The sequence below is a fragment of the Mannheimia sp. genome, from assembly GCF_056854775.1.
Genome location: NZ_JBXGGI010000044.1, coordinates 1 through 18,916 on the forward strand (window position 1 = coordinate 1; position 18,916 = coordinate 18,916).

Annotated in this window: 19 protein-coding genes; 7 read left to right on the forward strand and 12 right to left on the reverse strand. The window is 41.1% G+C overall.

Annotation, left to right across the window (positions count from 1 at the left end; translation table 11 throughout):
* The first annotated feature begins 124 nt into the window (after positions 1-124).
* Positions 125-1,018: a site-specific tyrosine recombinase XerD gene (gene xerD / locus ACJHV0_RS03445; protein WP_334232229.1), complete on the forward strand. Its 894-nt coding sequence runs from the start codon at positions 125-127 to the stop codon at positions 1,016-1,018.
* On the opposite strand, the gene tilS is transcribed toward xerD, so the two are convergent.
* Positions 1,015-2,277 carry a tRNA lysidine(34) synthetase TilS gene (gene tilS / locus ACJHV0_RS03450; RefSeq protein WP_483133390.1) on the reverse strand — a complete coding sequence of 421 codons (1,263 nt, stop codon included), beginning with the start codon at positions 2,275-2,277 and terminating at the stop codon, positions 1,015-1,017. The two genes, xerD and tilS, sit on opposite strands and share 4 nt — an antisense overlap.
* A 1-nt stretch (position 2,278) precedes the next feature.
* Positions 2,279-3,637 carry a tRNA uridine-5-carboxymethylaminomethyl(34) synthesis GTPase MnmE gene (gene mnmE, locus ACJHV0_RS03455; RefSeq protein ID WP_483133391.1) on the reverse strand — a complete coding sequence of 453 codons (1,359 nt, stop codon included), beginning with the start codon at positions 3,635-3,637 and terminating at the stop codon, positions 2,279-2,281.
* Between the two features lie 182 nt (positions 3,638-3,819).
* Here mnmE and ACJHV0_RS03460 point away from each other — a divergent pair, with 182 nt between their 5' ends.
* The gene (locus ACJHV0_RS03460; RefSeq protein ID WP_483133392.1) at positions 3,820-4,884 is read left to right on the forward strand and encodes an MFS transporter; all 1,065 of its coding nucleotides are present in this window, start codon (positions 3,820-3,822) and stop codon (positions 4,882-4,884) included.
* 72 nt (positions 4,885-4,956) lie between these two features.
* On the opposite strand, the gene ACJHV0_RS03465 is transcribed toward ACJHV0_RS03460, so the two are convergent.
* Both ACJHV0_RS03465 and ACJHV0_RS03470 read right to left on the reverse strand, forming a co-directional pair.
* Positions 4,957-5,850: an alpha/beta fold hydrolase gene (locus ACJHV0_RS03465; RefSeq protein ID WP_483133393.1), complete on the reverse strand. Its 894-nt coding sequence runs from the start codon at positions 5,848-5,850 to the stop codon at positions 4,957-4,959.
* Positions 5,851-5,906: 56 nt separating this feature from the next.
* A complete protein-coding gene (locus tag ACJHV0_RS03470) occupies positions 5,907-6,137 on the reverse strand; it encodes a tautomerase family protein (RefSeq protein WP_334235304.1) in 231 nt (76 codons plus the stop codon).
* Between the two features lie 106 nt (positions 6,138-6,243).
* Here ACJHV0_RS03470 and ACJHV0_RS03475 point away from each other — a divergent pair, with 106 nt between their 5' ends.
* Complete coding sequence (locus ACJHV0_RS03475; RefSeq protein ID WP_483133394.1) at positions 6,244-7,152, forward strand: LysR family transcriptional regulator; 909 nt, start codon at positions 6,244-6,246, stop codon at positions 7,150-7,152.
* A 211-nt stretch (positions 7,153-7,363) separates the two neighbouring features.
* Positions 7,364-8,776, forward strand: a complete 1,413-nt coding sequence (locus ACJHV0_RS03480) for a glucose/sorbosone family PQQ-dependent dehydrogenase (RefSeq protein ID WP_483133395.1) — start codon at positions 7,364-7,366, stop codon at positions 8,774-8,776.
* 79 nt (positions 8,777-8,855) lie between these two features.
* On the opposite strand, the gene ACJHV0_RS03485 is transcribed toward ACJHV0_RS03480, so the two are convergent.
* The 4 genes from ACJHV0_RS03485 to ACJHV0_RS03500 form a co-directional block, all read right to left on the reverse strand.
* Complete coding sequence (locus tag ACJHV0_RS03485; RefSeq protein WP_483133396.1) at positions 8,856-9,374, reverse strand: protein disulfide oxidoreductase; 519 nt, start codon at positions 9,372-9,374, stop codon at positions 8,856-8,858.
* Positions 9,375-9,448: 74 nt separating this feature from the next.
* Positions 9,449-10,078, reverse strand: a complete 630-nt coding sequence (gene bamJ, locus ACJHV0_RS03490; RefSeq protein ID WP_334257369.1) for a BamJ family beta-barrel-assembly machinery protein — start codon at positions 10,076-10,078, stop codon at positions 9,449-9,451.
* A gap of 143 nt (positions 10,079-10,221) precedes the next feature.
* Positions 10,222-10,821 carry a ComEA family DNA-binding protein gene (locus tag ACJHV0_RS03495; RefSeq protein ID WP_483133397.1) on the reverse strand — a complete coding sequence of 200 codons (600 nt, stop codon included), beginning with the start codon at positions 10,819-10,821 and terminating at the stop codon, positions 10,222-10,224.
* A 165-nt stretch (positions 10,822-10,986) separates the two neighbouring features.
* On the reverse strand, positions 10,987-11,550 hold the full coding sequence (locus ACJHV0_RS03500) for a DUF5358 domain-containing protein (protein WP_283386667.1): 564 nt from the start codon (positions 11,548-11,550) through the stop codon (positions 10,987-10,989).
* Between the two features lie 149 nt (positions 11,551-11,699).
* On the opposite strand from ACJHV0_RS03500, the gene mutS reads away from it, so the two are divergent.
* The 3 genes from mutS to ACJHV0_RS03515 all read left to right on the forward strand — a co-directional run bounded on the left by mutS (position 11,700) and on the right by ACJHV0_RS03515 (position 14,855).
* On the forward strand, positions 11,700-14,306 hold the full coding sequence (gene mutS, locus ACJHV0_RS03505) for a DNA mismatch repair protein MutS (RefSeq protein WP_483133398.1): 2,607 nt from the start codon (positions 11,700-11,702) through the stop codon (positions 14,304-14,306).
* 70 nt (positions 14,307-14,376) lie between these two features.
* Positions 14,377-14,571 (forward strand): hypothetical protein, encoded by a 195-nt coding sequence (locus tag ACJHV0_RS03510; RefSeq protein WP_283386671.1) that lies wholly within the window; start codon positions 14,377-14,379, stop codon positions 14,569-14,571.
* On the forward strand, positions 14,568-14,855 hold the full coding sequence (locus ACJHV0_RS03515; protein WP_283386672.1) for a type II toxin-antitoxin system RelE/ParE family toxin: 288 nt from the start codon (positions 14,568-14,570) through the stop codon (positions 14,853-14,855). Before ACJHV0_RS03510 ends, ACJHV0_RS03515 begins: the two co-directional genes overlap by 4 nt.
* A gap of 28 nt (positions 14,856-14,883) precedes the next feature.
* Here the strand turns inward: ACJHV0_RS03515 and ACJHV0_RS03520 are convergent, their stop codons facing one another.
* The 4 genes from ACJHV0_RS03520 to ACJHV0_RS03535 form a co-directional block, all read right to left on the reverse strand.
* The gene (locus ACJHV0_RS03520; RefSeq protein ID WP_334235296.1) at positions 14,884-16,335 is read right to left on the reverse strand and encodes a porin family protein; all 1,452 of its coding nucleotides are present in this window, start codon (positions 16,333-16,335) and stop codon (positions 14,884-14,886) included.
* A gap of 69 nt (positions 16,336-16,404) precedes the next feature.
* Entirely contained in the window at positions 16,405-17,169 is a 765-nt protein-coding gene (locus ACJHV0_RS03525; RefSeq protein ID WP_334232253.1) for a Slam-dependent surface lipoprotein, read from the reverse strand.
* A 134-nt stretch (positions 17,170-17,303) separates the two neighbouring features.
* A complete protein-coding gene (locus ACJHV0_RS03530; protein ID WP_483133399.1) occupies positions 17,304-17,942 on the reverse strand; it encodes a bifunctional 4-hydroxy-2-oxoglutarate aldolase/2-dehydro-3-deoxy-phosphogluconate aldolase in 639 nt (212 codons plus the stop codon).
* A 74-nt stretch (positions 17,943-18,016) separates the two neighbouring features.
* Positions 18,017-18,916, reverse strand: a 900-nt coding sequence (locus ACJHV0_RS03535) for a sugar kinase (RefSeq protein WP_483133400.1), incomplete at its 5' end; no start/stop codon positions are given.

Sequence of the window (18,916 nt, forward strand, 5' to 3'; positions counted from 1 at the left end):
AGTCCCGTCCGTTCCGCCAATTTATTTAATAACCGATTAGTGTATAACTAATCGGTTTTTTCGTTTTTATACTCTGTGAATTCTGCTAGAATTTGTAAAACTTCTAATAAAAATAACCGCTTGTATGGCTGAACTGGATCCCATTATTGAACAATTTCTTGATACGTTATGGCAAGAACACGGTTTGTCTGAAAACACTATAGCTTCTTACCGTTCTGATCTAGAGCGTTTTTCTGATTATTTTTCTGAGCCAAAGGCTTTCCTATCTATTGACCATATCGACTTACAAGGCTTTTTAGGCGAGCGTTTAGAGCAAGGCTATAAAGCAACCAGTTCAGCCCGAATGTTAAGTTGTTTACGTAAGTTTTTTCGTTTTTTAAGTCTTGAGAATTATCGCAAAGATGATCCAACGCTTACGCTCACTTCGCCAAAACGTGGGGCTCATTTACCCAAATCGCTAAGTGAAGAGCAGGTAATGGATTTGCTTGATGTGCCGAATACGCTAGATCCAATCGAATTACGTGATAAAGCAATGTTAGAGCTACTTTATGCAACGGGTTTGCGTGTAACAGAGTTGGTCTCGCTTTCCACAGATAATATCAGCCTAAAGCAAGGCGTGGTGAGAATTATCGGTAAAGGAGATAAAGAGCGTCTTGTGCCATTAGGTGAAGAGGCGAATTATTGGATACAGGAGTTTTTCCAATATGGTCGTCCGATTTTGTTGAATAATCAGCAATCTGATGTGGTATTTCCAAGCAGACGAGGGCAGCAGATGACAAGGCAGACCTTTTGGCATCGTATTAAACATTACGCTGTTCTTGCAGGCATTGATGCGGATAAACTCTCGCCACACGTTCTTCGCCACGCATTTGCTACGCATTTGGTGAACCACGGTGCGGATTTACGAGTGGTGCAAATGTTGCTCGGGCATAGTGATTTGTCCACCACGCAAATTTACACTCAAGTGGCAAAAGCTCGCTTGAAATCGCTACATCAAAAATTCCACCCAAGAGGCTAATTCTTGATACAAGCCACAAATTCATCTTGCCAAAAAACGAGCAATGTGTGGTTTCTTTCCCATACCGGCACATTGTGCTGCTGCCAGATTTTTTTCATCTCTTCCCGATGCGGTTTTCCATAACATTTCACTTTGCCTTGTTGCCCGATTCTAAGCGAAATTTCCTCTTGAGCTAACGCTTCTGGTAATAACAAGCGGTCTGTTTTACCTTGTTTTTTGCAAATGATTTCTTGTTGATGACGTGTCATTTTTCCTAATTGATGGGGAAGATCGAGTTCGGTTTCAGCTCCTAATTTAATTTCAAAAGCAGGGATTTCTGGGCGTTCATCAGTGATATAGATTGCCTGTTGGTAACGTCTAATCACTTTTTCCCCGATTTTAATGTGCGGATTTTTATCTGCATTTGCAAAAATTAACTCAGAAATGACCGCTTGTAATTGAGCTTGGCTTGGCATCATCACAGCATATTTTTCCAGCCATAAGCGAATTAATTGTTGCTGTTTGAGTAATGAAAAATGTTCAAAATGAGCAATAGAAAGTTGATTTTTTTCCCCAATATTTTTCGTTAGTTCATCATTGAGAAGCTCTTGAATTAGTTCTTGTTGTTCCGCACAATGTTGAGCGGAACGAGCAACCATTTCACTAAACTGCTGCCAGCGTTGGTTTAATAAAGGCAAGATTTGATTGCGTAGGAAATTGCGATCATATCGGTTGTTTGCATTGCTTTCGTCTTCAATCCATTGAAGCTGATGAGCCTTCGCATAAGCCAATAATTCCGCTTTACTGAAGGTTAATAGCGGTCTAAAAACGGTAAAATTTTGCAAGAAAGTAACTGCTTGCATTGCGGATAATCCCTTAATTCCGCTGCCACGTTTTAAGGCGAGGAGAAAGGTTTCCGCTTGGTCGTCTAAATGGTGAGCAGTGGCTAAGATTTCGTTCGATTTTAAATGTTGCTGAATTGCCTGATAGCGAGCTTCTCTCGCCCCGTTTTCTACACCGTTGGTTGAATCAACCGTTACTTTTTGCAAAATAAAAGGAATATTTAACCGCTTGCAATATTGTTCGCAAAATTCTGCCCAGCTGTCTGCATTAGGGCTTAATCCGTGATGGATATAAATTGCCCTAATGTTAAAGCTTGTATGAGCAAAAAGGTGTAGCAATACCACCGAATCTACTCCACCACTTAAGCCAATCAAAAAGTTCGTTTGGTGGGGAAGATGTTTTCTGCACTCGGCTTGGAAGCGGTTAAAAAGTGTCATTTTATTTGCCGATACAAAACGAGCTGAAGATGTTGCCAAGAAGATCGTCAGAGGTAAATTGCCCGGTGATTTCACTCAACGCATTTTGGACTAATCGCAACTCTTCCGCTAAGAGTTCGCCCGCTAAGAACTGGGTAAGTTGAATATGCCCACGTTCTAAATGTTCAGCGGCGGTTTCTAATGCTTGTAAATGGCGACGGCGTGCTAAGAAGCCACCTTCTGTTGAGCTTTGATAGCCCATTGATTTTTTCAAATGTTCACGCAGTAAATCCACGCCCACTTTGGTTTGGGCGGATAGGCGGATTACAGTGAAATCCTCCACTTGGATCAAACCTTCGGACTCACCCGATAAATCCACTTTGTTGCGAATCACAGTAACTGGCATATTGGCTGGTAGTTTTTCTAAGAAATTCGCCCATTCATTGCGGAACTGATCGGCTTGTTGCTCGGTGCTGTCAATCATCAATAAAACGTGGTCGGCTTGAGCGATTTCGTCCCACGCACGAGCAATACCAATGCGTTCGACCTCATCGCTTGCATCACGCAAGCCGGCGGTGTCGATAATATGCAGCGGCATCCCATCAATGTGAATGTGTTCACGTAGCACATCACGGGTTGTGCCGGCAATGTTGGTTACGATTGCTGCTTCCCGCCCGGCTAAGGCATTGAGTAGGCTTGATTTGCCTGCATTAGGGCGACCGGCAATCACCACTTTCATTCCCTCACGCAGAATTGAGCCTTGTTTTGCCTCACGGCGAACGCCGTCTAATTGGGCGATGATTTCGTTTAATTTCGCTTCAATTTTTCCATCGGCTAAAAAGTCGATTTCTTCATCGGGGAAGTCGATAGCTGCTTCCACATAGGTTCGCAAATAAATGACATTATCTACTAATGCATTGATTTTGTTAGAAAATTCGCCTTGTAGAGATTTTAATGCCGAACGAGCGGCTTGCTCGCTGGTAGCATCAATTAAATCGGCAATCGCTTCGGCTTGGGCAAGGTCGAGCTTATCGTTTAAAAACGCCTGCTCGGAAAATTCACCAGCACGGGCAATGCGTAATCCTTTGACTTGCAGAATGCGTTTTAACAATAGGTCTAAAATAACCTGACCGCCGTGTCCTTGCAATTCAAGCACATCTTCGCCGGTAAAGGAGTTCGGGGCTTTAAAGAACAGGGCGATGCCTTGATCTAACACCGTACCGTCTTCATCTTTAAACGGCAAATAATTTGCCACACGGGGCGATAATTTTTTGCCTAACACGGCTTCAGCAACAGTCTCCGCCAAAGGACCGGAAACCCGCAAAATCCCAACGCCCCCACGACCAATCGGGGTGGCTTGAGCAACAATGGTATCTTTCATTTTTTATCCTCAAATTGGGTTGCAAGCGGTTGGATTTTGGTAAATTTTTACTAAAAACTGACCGCTTGTAATGATTGCTATAATACCGAAACCAAGCCCAAAGGTAAAATAAAAGCCGATTGCTCGCCTTAAGCCGAAAGAGTAGAATATCGCTTTTTATTTAAACAAATTCACTCGATTTAATGTCTTTAGAAAAACTGTTACTTGTTCGCCGATTTATTTCCACCACCGCATTTTTTTCAATGCAGAGTGTGTTTTTCTTTTACCTGAAAGGGAAAGGATTAGACAACGCCCAAATTGCCTTCTCGCTCTCGTTATTACTATTTTGCAACCAAGCATTAGCCATTTTGGCAGGAATTTGGGGCGATCGCTACGGCTTAGCTAAAATGATGTTACTTGGCTGCTTCTTAGATGTTGTGGCGTATATGCTGTTTTTAGCAGCAGATAATTATATTGTATTGCTGATGGCGACAACCTGTTTCGGCTTAGGCAGTTGCTTGTTCGGCACAAATGCAAGAGCGTGCTTACTTGCTCTTGCAGGCAATGAATATGCCTCAAAAACTCGCTTACAGGGCAAATATTTAAAAGTTACCAGTATGTCTTCAATGTTAGCTCCGCTTATCATCATTCCCTTTATCAAGTTTGAGATGATTGAAACGTTGATTTGGATCTGCTTTATTTTAGAAGCGGTGTTATTTGCGTTTATGGTGAAGCCGTTTTCTGCGGTGGAAGGTATTAACGGAGGTGTGAAGTTTCGTTTCTCACAAATTAAAGAAATTATTACCAAAGAGTTTTTATTTGCTCACTTAATGCTATTTATACCGCTTAGTGTGGCTTCTTCGTACTTTATTATCTTCCCATATCTGTTTGATAAAGTGTTAAATGCCCCCGAACATTCGCCTATTGCGTTGTTTATTAATGGTATTTTAACGGTGAGCTTACAATCTACCTTTTCTCGTAAAATTAATCTTACCAAACAGCAACTGATCTGGGTTTCTCCGTTATTGGCGGTAGCAATTATCGCCCCTTGGTTTGTGGCGGTGAAATTTGCCACATTAACCGCAGCTTATATTTACACTGTGATTTTTACCCTAGTGGAAGTTTATGCTCTTACCGCAATGTCAAACTTACTTGTGAAATTTGATAACGGCAAAAACCGAGGCTTTATTTTCGGCTCGTCCCGCCTGATTTTGTCGATTACTACGATGATTACAATGAATTTAGTGCCAGTGATTTTCTTGATTTAACAAGCGGTCGTTTTTGAGGGATTTTTTGCAAAATAAGCGTATCACTTTCAAGTGATACGCTTATTTTATTTGTTATTTCTGTTGTGCTAGGAATGGTTGAACAGCATTCCAAACCGCAGAGAAGTTTTCGATAAATACAGGGTGGTTAGCGTTTGGGATAACAGATAAACTGCCTTTCGGTAGCATTTTATAAGCATTCAGCACACTATCTAAAGTGGCATTCTGATCTTTTTCGCCCACCACTAACAGGGTCGGTGCTTGAATATGACTGAAAATCTCTTTACTGACCGTTGTTTCGTTATAAGTCGTATTGGCTTGTTCGAACCATTCTGCCGTTTTATTCGGTTCGGGACGAATAGCGGCTTGCTGTTGCCAATATTGTGGATCGAATTGAGCGATATCCGCAAATTTCATATCAGCTTTGCGAGAGCCTTGAATATAACCTTTAGCCCACTCTCCAGCACCAATTGCAACTACTTGTTTTGTTTGTTCCGGATATTGTTTAGCAAAATGTAATGCGGTGTAGCCGCCATCACTAAATCCAATTAATGATACTTTCTCTTTGATGTTTGTGTTTTCCAAGACTTTCTTTAAATCATCAGCTTTCTGTGGGTAAGTCGGTTTAGCTGTACCTATATAGGATTTAGCATGTCCTCGAGTCGTGATTGAAATAACTTGGTATTGGCTTTTTACGAGGTTGTCAATAAATTCTCCCATTTCTGCCGGTGAGCCTACTAGACCGCCGTGTGGCACAACCACAGGCTCCCCTTTTCCATAAATTTCATACCAAATTTTTGCATCGCCTACGTCGGCATATTTACCCGCTTTTTCATTCATACCATAAGGCTGAGTGGGTTGATAACTTGCTTCTGATTGACCAAAATAGCGAACGGTATTGTCTTGAGCCAAACTATTTACGGTGAAACCTAGCCCTAAAGTTAGGATGATCGTTTTGATTCGTTTCATTTTTCCTCCATTATAAAAAGAGTAAATTTTCTTTAAAATATAACCGCTTGTAGTGATTACATTTCATATTGTGCTTTACGCAATAGAGTATCTTGATTCGGTTTAATTTCACTGTCATACACGGTTTCTTTCCATTGTTCGGTAGGAATTTCAGTATAGGCAATTGTGATATATTCGGCAGGTGTATTTAAACGTTCACTTGCAAATGCGGTTAAATCATTGGCAAACGCTTGTAATTCTTGCTCAGATAATCCTTTGGGATAACATTTAATATTAATATGTGGCATAGTTTTTCCTTATGAAGAGAGGTAATTGATGAATGCAGTATAGATATTTATGTGATATAAATATAATCACTTATTAATATAAATCTTATTATTTTTATTTATATCTATGAAAGAACTCAATCATCTCGATCTCAATCTTTTAAAAGCACTTAACGCATTATTGGAAGAACGAAACGTTAGCCGTGCGGCAGAACGTTTAGCTTTAACTCAGCCTGCGGTCAGTGCGATGTTAAATCGTCTTCGCCATCGGTTTAATGATCCGCTTTTTATTCGTTCCTCACATGGAATGCTGCCAACAAATAGGGCATTAGCTTTACAAGAGCCGGTTAAACTGATCTTGGAAAATATTTCTGCCTTAGTGAAACCGATAGAATTTAAACCTGAAGAGTTGAAATGTACGTTTAAACTAGCGGGAACAGAAAATGGAATTCGTACGCTAGGTGTCCCTTTTGCGTTGAAAATAGCTAAATTGGCTCCTGATGTTAAAGTCGCCTTTTTTCCGATTCAAGGGCAACCACTTGAAGAGCGGTTATTAACCGGTGAATGGGATTTGGCGATTTTAGGTGAGCAAGAATTAACAGAAAATTTATATTATCAACGCCTTTTCTCTGAAACTTACACCTGTGCTGTAAGGCATAATCATCCTGTGTTAAAACAAGAATGGACGATAGAAACTTTTTGTCAGCTAGAGTTTGTGTTGGTTGCTTATAATGGGGGGCATTTTGCCGGGGCGACAGATACGGCATTAGAAAGATTAGGTAAAAAACGAAAGGTAAAAATATCGGTAGGGCATTTTTCATTATTGCCTGATTTATTGAAACAGACAGATTATGCTGCTGTCGCACCAAGTCATTTTTTGCGAAGTCGGAATGATTTAGCCTTACTTGAACCGCCTTTTGTGATTGAAGGATATCACAAAGCGATGGCGTGGCACGCTAGAGCGAACCACGATCCTATTCAGCAATGGTTTAGGCAGATTATGGCAGATGTTGCAGAAGAAGTGAAAAATCCCTAAATACCCACATCTTATTTATTAAGAGAGTAACCCAGCTAACGCCATTTTTCCTCCTACAAGCGGTAATTTTTTGCAAAATTTTAGCAAAAATTGACCGCTTACAGTATTATTATCCGAAATTTCGGATAAATAAACCGAGTTTGTGTTATTTATCGCTCTAATTGATCAACCTATAATATCCTCAGTTTTAGATTCTTATTAGGAAAACAAAATGAAAAAAAACTTACTTGCTCTGAGCATTGGAATAGTGGCTGCCACAGCTGCATTTGCGGAAAAATCGTTTGATATGAACCAAGCTGAGCCGTTTGAGGCAAAAGTGTTAGTTGAGGGGTTGAAAGATCCATGGGATATGCAGATTGACCGTAATGGCCAGCTTTGGATTACACAAGTCGGCGGAGATATTGCGATGATTGATGCGAAAAGTGGGGAAGGGAAAGTGATTCACCACTTTGACAATGTGGTCAATGGCGGTATTCAGCAAGGTTTGTTGGGCTTAGCATTGGATAAAAATTTCTTATCCGGCAAAGGCGATAACATTCTTTACGCAGCTTATGCTTACAAAGCAGCAGACAGCAACGCTTACACCAAAATAGTGAAATTGACCTTAAATGCGAAAGCAGACAAGGTTGAAAAAGAGGAGATTGTGCTGGATAAATTGGCGTCTTACACCGATCACCAAGGTGGGCGTTTGTTGCTTGGGCCGGATAACAAGCTCTACTACACCATCGGCAACCAAGGGGCAAACCAATACGACCGAACCTGTATGGCGGATCGTGCTCAACGCTTACCGACAGCCGAAGAGCTGGCGAACAAAGATTGGGCTGCATACCAAGGAAAAACCTTGCGTTTCAACACGGATGGTTCGGTACCGGAAGATAATCCTGTGTTAAACGGTGTGAAGAGCCATATTTATACTTACGGACACCGCAATCCACAAGGAATTGTGTTTGCTGGTGATAAACTCTTCCAAGAAGAGCAAGGGCCGGGTTCGGATGATGAAGTGAATTTACTGGAAGCTGGTGCTAATTACGGTTGGCCTTACGTTGCGGGCTATCCGGATAACCAAAACTACATTTATACCAGTTATGCCACAGCGGAAAAATGTGGTGAGTTACCACAAACCATAGGCGATACTACTTTTGAAACCCACGGCGGTGAGGCACCCAATAAAATGGTCGCTCAAAAAGAAACCGATTTTGTGCAGGAAGCAAACTACCGCAACCCTCTCAAAACTTTCTTTACCGTACGCAATGGACACAATATGTTTGACAAAGGCAACTGTCCGGATTCCAGCTATCTCTGCTGGCCGACAGCGGCTCTGTCTAGTATTGCTTACTACCCGAAAGATGGCAAAGTAAAAGCGTGGCAAAACTCTATTTTAGTTTCCGGACTGAAAAGTGGTGCAATTTACCGTATGCCGCTCAATAGTAGTGTTGATGATGTGCAAGGCGAGCTTTACAAACACTTCGCCAGCCCGAACCGCTACCGTAATGTTAAAGTTAATCACGACGGCAGTAAAATCTATGTGATGACTGATACTCAAGGTGCTTCACTCGGTTTAGACGGAAAACAGAATATGCAAATGCAAAATTCTGGTGCGATTTTGGTGTTTGAAGCCAAATAAACCTGTTGGTAAGCGGTCAGTTTTTAGTGATTATTTACAACACAAAAGCCCTGAACATTTTCCTGTTCAGGGCTTTGTTTTAGGACAATAGCTCTAGCAGCCAGAGCCTGAGTTTTAAGCTCAATTTGCTGGTATAGCCGGTGGTGTGATGGATAATTTTGCCGTCTTTGATCATTAAAATAGTCGGTGTGGCTTGAATATCCCAACCTTGAGAAAACTCGCCAGTCGGGTCATTAATAGTGGCAAAGGTGTAGCCGTTTTCATTGAGATAGCTTTGTACCTCAGCATCATTGCCTGATTTTAAGGCGACTCCTAACACTTCTGTGCCGTTCTCGGATAGTTCTTGAATATTGGGGGAAACAAATTCGCAATAATGACACCAACTTCCCCAAAAATAGAGCAACATAGGCTTATCACTACTTAATTGAGCGATGATTTTCGGTTGGTTTTGAATATCATATTGTACTTTCTGTTCAAATTCTGCGGGAGCTGTGGGCGCACGATACCAATCCATCACAAAGCTGATGAGGATAAACAAGCCGCCGTATAAGAAAATATTTTTGATAAATCGGCGGATAAGGGATTTTTTCTGAGTCATCGGTTATATTTTTCAAGATAAAAATGGTAAAAAGCCCCGTGAGTGAAATTCACAGGGCTTTGTGATTTTGGAAATTATAGAATATCTAATAATTCCACTTCAAAAATTAAGGTGGCGAATGGCGGAATTGACGCACCGGCACCACGCTCACCGTAAGCAAGTTCTTGAGGAATGGTTAAACGCCATTTTGAGCCAACCGGCATTAATTGTAATGCTTCTGTCCAACCACGGATTACGCCGTTTACCGGGAATTCTGCCGGCTGACCACGTTTTACTGAGCTGTCGAACACGGTGCCGTCAATTAATGAACCGGTATAGTGAACACGCACAGTTGAGCTTGCCGTTGGTTTTTCGCCGGTGCCTTCGGTTAAGATTTCATATTGTAAGCCGCTTTCGGTTACTACAACGCCTTTCGCTTTTTTGTTCTCTTCTAAGAATGCTTTGTTTTCGGCATCAATCGCTTTGAACGCTTCCGCTTGAGCGGCTTCCGCACGCTGACCTAATTCTTGTAATGCCTCTGTTACTTCGTTTAAGTCGATAGCCGGCTGGTTGTTGCTTAATACATCGTAAATCCCACGGGCAACCGCTTCTGCGTTTACATCCATACCGCTGCCTAAAAGTTGCTGACCGATTTGTAAACCGATACCGTAACCGCCTTTTGCTTCTACTGAGTCTAATGCAACTGAATTGAAATCTAATGCCATTTGTTGTTCCTTTTATTAATTGAATAATGTATCGAATAAATACGGGTAGATAAATGGGGATAAAAATTGAAAATACAAGGTAAGAAAGAAACAAGCGGTTAATTTTTTGCAAAATTTTGCAACAAAACCACCGCTTGTAAAAATTAGAAGGTTAAGTATGGAGCGACTTTCTCAACAGTTGTCTCGCCAATACCCGGAATGTTGGATAATTCCGCTGCACTTTTAATTTTGCCCGCTTTTTTGCGATATTCTACGATCGCTTTTGCTTTCGCTTCGCCAATGCCGGCTAAAGATTGCAATTCTTCTTCGTTTGCTTTGTTAATATTTACTTTTTGTGATTTTTTCACCGTAGCCGTTTTTTCAGCTGCGGTTGCTTTTACTGCTGCAACTTTTTCTGTTGTGGCGGTTTTAGCTGAATTTAGTGTTTCACGTGCCGTTGCCGCTTTTTCAGTTGTTGCCATTTTTGCCGCTTCTGCTTTCACTTTTGCATTTTCTGTTGCCGCACTTGCTTTAGCTTTGACTGCTTCTGTTTTCTCTGCAACACTTTCTTTTACTTCTTTCGCTTTTACTTTGGTACTTTCTTTAACTTCAGCTGCTTTTTGTGCAGTAGAGGTTTTAATTGCATTGATTTGTTCAGTTGCTACAGCTTTTGCGTTCACTGTTTGTGTATTAGTTTCAGCAAATGATGTTACTGAAACTGCCATAGCAACGCCTAATGCTAATAATGTTTTTAATGGTTTCATTTAAAATCCTTAAATAAAAAAGAGGGTGAATTATTGAAAAAAACTATATTTTAAGACTTTACTAATTTAATAAAGTTCATTGAATTCGTAATTAACGGCAAGACAAAAAAGCAAGTGGTTATTTTTACTGAAACTAAAAAATAACCACTTGCTTTATTAATAGCATTAGAGCAATAGTGCACTGCCCCATTTGATAATATCGAAGAAGAATTTGTTGTCATTAGTGGCAACTTTATCCCCATTTTTATTCGTTTCTGTTTTTGCCTCTTCTGCCATTCCGCTTTGATATTGTCCTTTCACCACCGACAGATCGTTTTTCGCATTGGCACGCAAGGTGGCACACTGCTTTTTCGGTAATTCTTCTACCGCTTCGTTATTTTTAAATTTCTTGAACAAATGCTGAGCGTAACCCATTGATTTTTCATCGTTTTGAATGATTTTGACATACTGCTCACCAATAATCTCTTCAAGCGGATAGAAGAACACATATTGTGAGAAAATATATGAATCTTCCTTAGAAAAATGTTCCTGCTGAATACGGGTTAAGTTCGGGTAAATACACTGCTTCGCTTGATTACTCAAGACTACCCATTTTTGAGCGTCCGCTTCAGACAATACGTAATCAGCATTTGCAAATTCACCCGGAAAAGCTTCTTCTTTTATGGTTTCATTTGATGTGCAAGCAACAGCCAAAAAGCCTGTTGAAAGTAATATTATTTTTTTAAACATAATGCGTTTCCCATTAAAAATTTTGCGTATTCTAGCAAAAAAATAACGACTTACCATTGCAAAATTTTATCGAAAAACCACCGCTTGTTTTTTCCGATCCCCTAATCTGTTAAACTAACGGCAATGATTTCTAACTACTTAAACAATTGATGACGAAAGATCTTTCTACTCACACGCCGATGATGGTGCAATATTTGCAACTCAAAGCTCAAAATCCGGATATTTTACTATTTTACCGAATGGGGGATTTCTATGAGCTATTTTATGATGATGCAAAACGAGCGGCGGCGTTGTTGGATATCTCGCTGACCAAACGTGGGCAATCGGCAGGTGAGCCTATTCCAATGGCAGGAGTGCCGTATCACGCAGTAGAAGGGTATTTAGCAAAGCTGGTGGCATTGGGCGAGAGTGTGGCAATTTGCGAACAGGTGGGCGATCCAGCCACCTCAAAAGGACCTGTTGAGCGTAAAGTAGTGAGAATTGTAACACCGGGAACGGTTAGCGATGAGGCATTGTTACCTGAACGCCAAGATAATTTAGTGGCAGCAGTCTATGAGGAAAAAGGTATTTTTGCGATAGCCTCATTGGATATGACTTCGGGGCGGTTTTTAATCAGCGAGTTGCCGAACAAAGAGGCGTTGGCGGCAGAATTACAACGTTTACAACCGGCGGAAATTCTGTATGCGGAAGATTTCTCGGCTGCGGGCATTTTAAATAATTATAAAGGCTTACGTCGCCGTCCTGTGTGGGAGTTTGAGCTGGTAACTTCCATTCAATTATTAAACCGCCAGTTCGGCACACAAAGTCTTGCGGGATTTGGAGTAGAGAAGGCTATCGTTGCTCTTTGTGCTGCAGGTTGTGTGTTGCATTATGCACAAGAAACCCAGCGTACCGCATTGCCTCATATTAATTCTATTAAGTTAGCTCAACATAGTGATACGGTGTTATTAGATGCCGCAACCCGCCGTAATTTAGAGCTTACGCAAAATCTCGCAGGTGGCACGGAAAACACGCTGGCTGCTGTATTAGATAAATGCGTTACCCCAATGGGAAGCCGTTTACTCAAACGCTGGATTCATCAGCCCATTCGAGATTATGCCAAACTGCAAGAAAGACAACAGACCATTGCAGCTATTATTCAGCACGATAGAGTAGGCGATCTCCAACCGTTACTTCAACAAGTTGGTGATATGGAGCGGATTTTAGCTCGTGTTGCGTTACGTTCCGCTCGCCCTCGTGATCTCACTCGTTTACGCACCGCATTGGCACAACTGCCCGAAGTTGCAAAAAATTCCCAAAATTTGACCGCTAGTTTAGATAAATTGCTATCTCAATTAGCGGATTTCAGCGAGCTACTTGATTTACTTGAGCGTGCGATTATTGAAAATCCGCCACAGCTTATTCGTGATGGAGGTGTGATTGCTGAAGGCTATAATGCGGAGCTAGACGAATGGCGAGAGCTTTCAGATGGAGCAACCCAATATTTAGAGAATTTGGAAATTCGTGAGCGTGAAACCACCGGCATTGATACACTGAAAATCGGCTTTAATGCAGTACACGGCTACTATATTCAAATCAGTCAAGGGCAAGCTCATAAAGCCCCGATTCACTATGTCCGTCGCCAAACGCTTAAAAATGCGGAGCGATACATTATTCCTGAACTCAAAACCTATGAAGATAAGGTGCTGAAAGCAAAAGGGGCATCGCTCGCACTTGAAAAGCAACTTTATGATGAGTTGTTCGATATTTTGATGCCACGATTAGGCGAGTTACAACTTGCCGCAATGGTACTTTCAACTCTTGATGTATTGACTAACCTTGCTGAACGAGCAGACAGTTTAAACTACGTTTGCCCGACTTTTAGCCCAACGAGAATGGTAAATATCAAAGGTGGCAGACACCCTGTGGTTGAGCAGGTGCTAACTGATCCGTTTATTGCCAACCCGGTATTTCTGAATGCTCAACGCCATTTGTTGATTGTAACAGGTCCGAATATGGGGGGTAAAAGCACTTATATGCGACAAATTGCCCTGATTACCTTGATGGCGTATATCGGCAGTTTTGTGCCGGCAGAAAGTGCGGAAATTGGTCCGATTGATCGTATTTTCACTCGTATTGGAGCAAGTGATGATTTGGCTTCCGGGCGTTCAACCTTTATGGTGGAAATGACCGAAATGGCGAATATTTTGCACCAAGCTACCGAAAATAGTCTGGTGCTGATTGATGAAATCGGGCGTGGTACTTCCACCTATGATGGTTTATCGCTGGCGTGGGCGTGTGCGGAATGGTTGGCGAAGAAAACGCAATCTTTAACCCTATTCGCTACCCATTATTTCGAGCTAACAGGGCTACCAAATCAGCTTAAAGGCGTGGTAAACGTACATTTAGATGCGAGAGAACATAACGACACCATCGCCTTTATGCATTCGGTACAAGAAGGGGCAGCAAGCAAAAGCTATGGCTTGGCGGTGGCGGCTCTTGCCGGTGTGCCAAAGCAAGTGATTCAATTGGCAAAACAACGTTTAGCTCATTTAGAAGAAATTTCCCACCAAACCAAACAAGCCAATGAACACCCGCAAGCGGATTTGCTTTTTGCAGCAGACTTTTCCGATGATTTGCAAAAAAATGAAGCAATTCGACCGCTTGTTGCAGCAGAAAGCGAGCTAGAAAAAGCCCTCAAAGCAATCCAACCCGATGAACTCACGCCAAGACAAGCGTTAGAGGAGCTTTATCGGTTGAAGAAGTTGTTGGGGTAAAGGTTTTATTTGACGGCAATTTGTAAAAAGCTCATAATTTATCCAGTAAGTAATGTAAAAGGAAAATGATATGCCAATAAATCCAACAGAAAACCAGCAAAAAAAGATTTTTCAAGAAAAGATCTTATCAATGTTTGAACAATCTTTAACGGAAGAGCAACGTTTTTTGCAAGGTATAATGAACGGAGAGATTGAGCTGATTTCTCACGATGAAGTGATGGAAAAACTTGAATACGTTTTAAAAAATGGGTTAGATCGTAAATGAAACAAGATTATGCCGTTTTCTGGTCTAAAAAAGCAGAGTTTAAATTGTTAGATAAAGCGGATTACATTTATTCTGAAAGTCAAAATGAAGAAATAGCAAGTAAATTTTTAGAAACAATGAGAAGTCTTGCTGAAAAATTGAGTTTTGTTGCGTCAGCGTATGCTGATGGAAAGTTTCATCTTTATCCTTTAAAATATGGACATTCGGTAAAATTCATTGTCGCAGATAATATTGTTGTGATTGAAGACTTTCTACCTAAAGGAATGAATTACTCTTTCTATTAAAAATCGCCCTTGAACAGGGCGATTTTGCTTAGAATGTATGTGAAAACTCAATATACACACGGTTTTTGTCATAACTATAAAAAGTGTGATTACTTTTTACTTTGTTATATTGCCAGGTTAAACGAGGAGTAATGCCTTTAAAATGCACGGCTCTGTGCCAGATACTCGCTTGTACGCCGTATTCTTTATTACGCTGGGTAATTTGGAAAATAGGCATTGGTGCTCTATATTGCTTGCGACCATAGCTCACGCTTAATTGACTTGAAAGCCCATTCTTCCACTCTTGCCCCCAACCTAGTGAAACACCTCGACGAATAAAGCTGTCATCTAAATCTCTGGTGCTATTGCGGTTAAAGTTCGCTCCAACAAACCAATATTGCTGGCTGCTTGGATGGTAGTAAATACTCGGAGAAACAAAATGATAATTCCCATCTAAGTGCTGGCGGCGGGTATAACGTTGCTCGGCATATTCATACGTTATTGAGGATTGCCATTGTGGCGTAATCCAGTATTGCCAACGAGTATTAACACCGCCTGCATTGGAATAACGCTTAGTGCTTTGACTTTGAGTAGAACCGCCCGCATACCAAGTTTGCTCTAAGAAAGGTAAAACCGTGATTTTTTGTTTCGCACTTTGATAGCCTAATCCGAAACTTTCTCTCAGCGAATATTCATTATATTTTTTATTATTCCAATAATATTTGCCATTACCGTTTAGGCGAAACTCGTGGAAGAAACCATTTCCCCAAGACCATTTTTTCGCAGCGTCAAAACTTAGCCCAATCCCTTGAGCAGACTCTTTCTTCGGAGCTGTCCATCTGCCGTAAGTTGTGCCTGAAGCTGGAGCATTATTAATATTTGGATCATTTAAATAAGTTAAGCCGCCTTGAAATACCCATTTGTCTTGTTTACTGATGGCTTCTAAATAATGATTGATGATATTTGTAATTTTTATAGGTAATTTATCCGCTTGTAATTTATGAAATTGTGCTTCTGCGGCTTCATTTTCACGGTTTTCAAAAAGTGCCACCGCAAGCTGCATTCGGATCGGCTGATTTTCCGGATAATTTGCCAGCAACTCTCGGTAGAGCTTAATAGATTGAGTATAATCTTGATTTGATTTTGCCTCTGTTGCCTTTGCCCACGTAATCATTTCACGATTTTGCTTAGATGTAGGGAGTTTTTGGTATATCGGCAATAAAAAGAGGACGTTTTCGGTATTGCCTGTTACCAATGCCGTCAGCATTGCTGAATTTAATAACTCAGGCTGCTGAATGAGTTCTTGGCTTGAAATTGAAATAGTCTGATTGCTATTTTGCACTTTGGGCTGAGCTTGAGCAACTTTATGTTCCGGTGTCTCAAACGATTGATTTTGTTGCATCCGCTGATTATCCATTTTCTCTTGAATTGGAGCTGGGGCGGTATCAGCTAATGCAAAATGTGCAGCTAAACTGAAAGCAATAGGAATAATTTTTTTCATAGTAAAGTATTATAAAAGAAATAGAAAAGGCTATTTTTCAATAGCCTTTCAAAAAAATCAATAAAAAAATTATTGTTTTTTACCGCCAAATGCACCGGAGAAGTCTGATGAGCTATAAGCACCACCGATTTCGCTTGCATTTGAACCATAGAAATGACCTTCTAGCTCGGCTGATTTTCCGTTATGGACTGCTTTTCCATCAAATTCGTTACCATCAATTTTAGCGTTTGTTACTGCTACATTTGGAGCAACATCACCGTTTATGGTTTTGTTAGCAAAATCAACGTTTAATTTGTGATCTCGAGAGGTTGATGTTTGACCATTTGCTACAAAAACACCATCTACATTATAAGTTGCGGAACCTGTAGTTGGAATATTAGATTTTGGTGTAACATCACCTTGTGCAAAAACATAACCATCAATATGTCCGAATTTTACGTTAGTAAATTTGGCACCGCTTACAGTAAAGTTTTTATAAGTTACGCCGTTAATTATGCTATTTTGAAGATTTGTAAATCCACCAGAAACAATATTACCCCAAGAAACAGGGAATGTTTTACCATCAACAATTAATTGTTGTTTATAGGTGTTTGCTTTTGCAATATCAAATTCTTTGCCATCACTGACACGGAAAGCGGTTCCCATATCATCAGAAGAGTTTGTTTGGGTTGGTTGAGTTGGAGTTGTTTGGGTAGGTGCAGGTTTATTAGCAGAAGTATTTGTATTATTATTTGCAGCAGGAGAAGTACTATTATTTCCACCACCTGAACTACCGCAAGCAGAAATTACACCAGCAGCAAGAAGCGTTAAGCTAAATTTTACGATTTGATTCATAGATATGTTCCTTTTTTATGTTAAGAAATAGAAACGATTATGATGAGCTAGCATAAGTCATCAAATGGAGTATGACGAATTTATTTTCATTTGTAAATAGATAAAATAACGTTGCCCCAGCGGAGCAATTTTTCTTACTTAACAAGTTTTACAGTCTCTTTCACCATCTCCCCAATCTCTTGCCATTTTTTCTCTTTAATCAATGACTTCTCCACAAACCAAGAGCCACCACAGGCAACCACATTCGAAATAGCAAGGTACTCTTTGATATTACTTGGGCTAATGCCGCCTGTAGGCATAATCTGTAAGTTGCCGTAAGGACCTAACAACGCCTTAATCATTTTCACGCCACCACTTGCTTCGGCAGGGAAAAATTTGACCGCTTGTATGCCGAGTTCGAGGGCGGCTTCAATCGCCATCGGGTTGTTCACACCCGGTGTAATGGGTAAACCCAGCTCTTGGCAATACTTAACGATATTCGGGTTAAAGCCCGGCGTAACGATACAATCCGCCCCTGCATTTTTAGCGGTAAGCACCTGTTCTTTGGTTAATACTGTGCCTGCGGCAATTAATACTTCAGGGTAATGGGCTTTGACTAATTTAATCGCCTCTTCAGCCGCAGCGGAACGGAAGGTGATTTCTACCACAGGTAAACCGTTTTCGGATAAGGTTTTCGCTAGGGGTAGAATATCCTCTGCATTGTCGAGAGCGATGACGGGGACAACTTTGAGTTCTCTTAATTTCTCTACGATTTGTTCAGTGGTATAACGCATTTTTTTAACCTCTTTTGGGGTACAAGCGGTCATTTTTGTAAAAAATTTTGCAAATTTAACCGCTTGCTTGTTATTTACATTGCTTGTTCAAACTGCGATTTCAAATGAGCGGTAGCGGCTTTATCAATAATCGCCCCTTTGTGTTGAATTACGATGCCTGCAACTTGGTTGCCTTGTTGGCAACAGGTAGTTAAATCTTTGCCAAGTAAGTAACCGTTGAGGAAACCCGCATTAAAGGAATCACCTGCGGAGGTGGTATCAACCACATTCTCAACGGGAACGGTTGGCACAAAAATCTGTTCGCTGTTATGTTGCACGGTTGCTCCCTGAGAGCCTTGTTTTACCACAATAGTTTCAATGCCATACTGAGCAAGACGGGTAAGCGTGGCTTGTTCGTTCTCATCACCCCAAAGCAGATGTTCATCATCAAAAGTAACCAGAGCTAAATCCACTAATTTCAGCAGTTCGGCATAATGTTGTTGGGCAGTTTCAACACTTTCCCACAGTTTCGGACGGTAGTTGCTGTCAAAGGCGATTTTAATACCTTGTTTTTTCAACTCACGAAGCTGTTCAATCAGCAAAGTGCGGTCATTTTCAGGCAAGATTGCGAGACTGATGCCACTAAGATAAACCATATCTACTTCAGCCATTGCCCTAAGCACGTTAGGATAGTCTGAATGTTGGAGCAAGTAGCGAGCCGCTGATTGATTACGCCAATAAAGGAAAGTCCGCTCGCCGAATTTATCCAACTGAATCAGATAAAGCCCCGGCTGGCGGTGTTTATCAAGCAGCACAAAATCGGTATTGATATTATCTGCCTGCCACGCTTCCAACATCCCTTGACTGAGTTTATCCGTACCTAAAGCGGAAATATAACGCACCTCAATCTGTTCGGGCGAACTCACCCGAGCCAGATAGGTAGCGGTGTTGAGTGAATCACCGCCGTAAGTTTGACGCATATTGCCAAAGGGTTC

What these genes read in the sequence shown, in the direction of transcription:
- ACJHV0_RS03500 (WP_283386667.1), bottom strand. Translation starts at nt 11,550, where the DNA reads ATGTTTAAAAAAATAATATTACTTTCAACAGGCTTTTTGGCTGTTGCT.
- mnmE (WP_483133391.1), bottom strand. Translation starts at nt 3,637, where the DNA reads ATGAAAGATACCATTGTTGCTCAAGCCACCCCGATTGGTCGTGGGGGC.
- ACJHV0_RS03495 (WP_483133397.1), bottom strand. Translation starts at nt 10,821, where the DNA reads ATGAAACCATTAAAAACATTATTAGCATTAGGCGTTGCTATGGCAGTT.
- mutS (WP_483133398.1), top strand. Translation starts at nt 11,700, where the DNA reads ATGACGAAAGATCTTTCTACTCACACGCCGATGATGGTGCAATATTTG.
- xerD (WP_334232229.1), top strand. Translation starts at nt 125, where the DNA reads ATGGCTGAACTGGATCCCATTATTGAACAATTTCTTGATACGTTATGG.
- ACJHV0_RS03475 (WP_483133394.1), top strand. Translation starts at nt 6,244, where the DNA reads ATGAAAGAACTCAATCATCTCGATCTCAATCTTTTAAAAGCACTTAAC.
- bamJ (WP_334257369.1), bottom strand. Translation starts at nt 10,078, where the DNA reads ATGGCATTAGATTTCAATTCAGTTGCATTAGACTCAGTAGAAGCAAAA.
- ACJHV0_RS03510 (WP_283386671.1), top strand. Translation starts at nt 14,377, where the DNA reads ATGCCAATAAATCCAACAGAAAACCAGCAAAAAAAGATTTTTCAAGAA.
- ACJHV0_RS03485 (WP_483133396.1), bottom strand. Translation starts at nt 9,374, where the DNA reads ATGACTCAGAAAAAATCCCTTATCCGCCGATTTATCAAAAATATTTTC.
- ACJHV0_RS03465 (WP_483133393.1), bottom strand. Translation starts at nt 5,850, where the DNA reads ATGAAACGAATCAAAACGATCATCCTAACTTTAGGGCTAGGTTTCACC.
- ACJHV0_RS03480 (WP_483133395.1), top strand. Translation starts at nt 7,364, where the DNA reads ATGAAAAAAAACTTACTTGCTCTGAGCATTGGAATAGTGGCTGCCACA.
- tilS (WP_483133390.1), bottom strand. Translation starts at nt 2,277, where the DNA reads ATGACACTTTTTAACCGCTTCCAAGCCGAGTGCAGAAAACATCTTCCC.
- ACJHV0_RS03460 (WP_483133392.1), top strand. Translation starts at nt 3,820, where the DNA reads ATGTCTTTAGAAAAACTGTTACTTGTTCGCCGATTTATTTCCACCACC.
- ACJHV0_RS03520 (WP_334235296.1), bottom strand. Translation starts at nt 16,335, where the DNA reads ATGAAAAAAATTATTCCTATTGCTTTCAGTTTAGCTGCACATTTTGCA.
- ACJHV0_RS03515 (WP_283386672.1), top strand. Translation starts at nt 14,568, where the DNA reads ATGAAACAAGATTATGCCGTTTTCTGGTCTAAAAAAGCAGAGTTTAAA.
- ACJHV0_RS03470 (WP_334235304.1), bottom strand. Translation starts at nt 6,137, where the DNA reads ATGCCACATATTAATATTAAATGTTATCCCAAAGGATTATCTGAGCAA.
- ACJHV0_RS03530 (WP_483133399.1), bottom strand. Translation starts at nt 17,942, where the DNA reads ATGCGTTATACCACTGAACAAATCGTAGAGAAATTAAGAGAACTCAAA.
- ACJHV0_RS03525 (WP_334232253.1), bottom strand. Translation starts at nt 17,169, where the DNA reads ATGAATCAAATCGTAAAATTTAGCTTAACGCTTCTTGCTGCTGGTGTA.